Origin of the sequence: Methanosaeta sp. UBA458, assembly GCF_002496085.1 — an archaeon.
GTDB classification, from domain to species: Archaea; Halobacteriota; Methanosarcinia; order Methanotrichales; family Methanotrichaceae; genus Methanothrix; species Methanothrix soehngenii.
This window is the reverse complement of record NZ_DAIK01000156.1, coordinates 6,417-7,607: the sequence shown is the minus strand read 5'-3', so window position 1 is coordinate 7,607 and position 1,191 is coordinate 6,417. Positions and strand designations below refer to the sequence as shown.

Genomic DNA, 1,191 nt, shown 5'->3' with positions numbered 1-1,191 from the left:
AAACAATCTCTTTCTTCACAAGAACAAGATGATCTTGTCCATTGGCAGCCATCTTCTATACATGCATCGGTTGGAGTGAGACAACGCCCGGATCTTCTTGAATAAGTAAGACCTTCGCAGCAATTATATGATTCATCAGTCTCCATCCCATCTTTAGCGCAGCATAAATTCGCCTTTGCATCTCCTGAGCAACAGACATCCTCGGAAGATCCAGATGGTATTCTTTCTCCAACCTCTATGCAATCACATATGCCAAAAACGCAACTCCCGGAACAGCAACTGAGAGGATCTGAAGAGCAATCTGAAAAGGCGGGTTTACAGCTACTGAATTGATCTCCTGACACGGTTATGTATTGGGGACCGGAGCCCAGATTAAATGGCTCTGAATAAGTAGCAATAAGACCTTTTTCGATATCCATAGTGCCTTCCTCAATGGCTATCGCCTTTAAAGGTTCTCTAATTCCAAGCGCCTTCATTTCTGGGATCTTATCAGGATCCAGAATGATGACAAATTTCAAGGCCACCTTCTTTGTTCTCCGATCTAAAGTGCCATTGAAAGCCTTAATATCGAAGTTACTTCCATCCAATGCAATTCGATTAGATCTAATAATCTTCTGTGGACTACCTGGTGGTAATGGTAGATTAAAAGGATAGATCTCCAGACGTATATCTGTAAGTTTAACATTAAGCTTATCTGGATTTGCTGTTGGCTGAAACAATAGTGTCATATTTCCGAAGCCTTTGATGTATACATCTCTTGCATTCTTCTGCTCTATAGTAGCGCCTATTTTCATAATGAAATTCTGAGTTATTGGGGGGGTCATACTTGTTACTGGTCCTCGCATGCAATTCGTGCCGAAATCCACAGCCTCAGAGCGAGAGTTCTCATCGTCATCGTAGATCCTATCATCTATGGCTTCACAAAACACTATCGTTGAAAATATGAATATTAAAAATAAAAAACAATTTCTGTAGTATTTTTGGCTCAAGCCGCCCATCATATCACCATTAATAATTATGGTACTGATTAGATATATAACTATTTTGCCATGTTGGAAGTTGATTTGCCGTATAAACCCACATTCAGTTAGTTCGAGCTAAAAATTAAGGCCGTCCTTTACTATTATTGCAGACGGATTAGAAGCTATGCAAAGAATCATTATTTTGTCAAGTTGCATCGACTCTATTTCT

The 1,191-nt window shown here is 39.7% G+C and carries 1 pseudogene; it reads right to left on the bottom strand.

What is annotated here, in order from left to right:
• Window positions 1-1,001: pseudogene (locus BP822_RS11570) on the bottom strand (hypothetical protein); the annotation flags it as partial.
• Window positions 1,002-1,191: the final 190 nt, after the last annotated feature.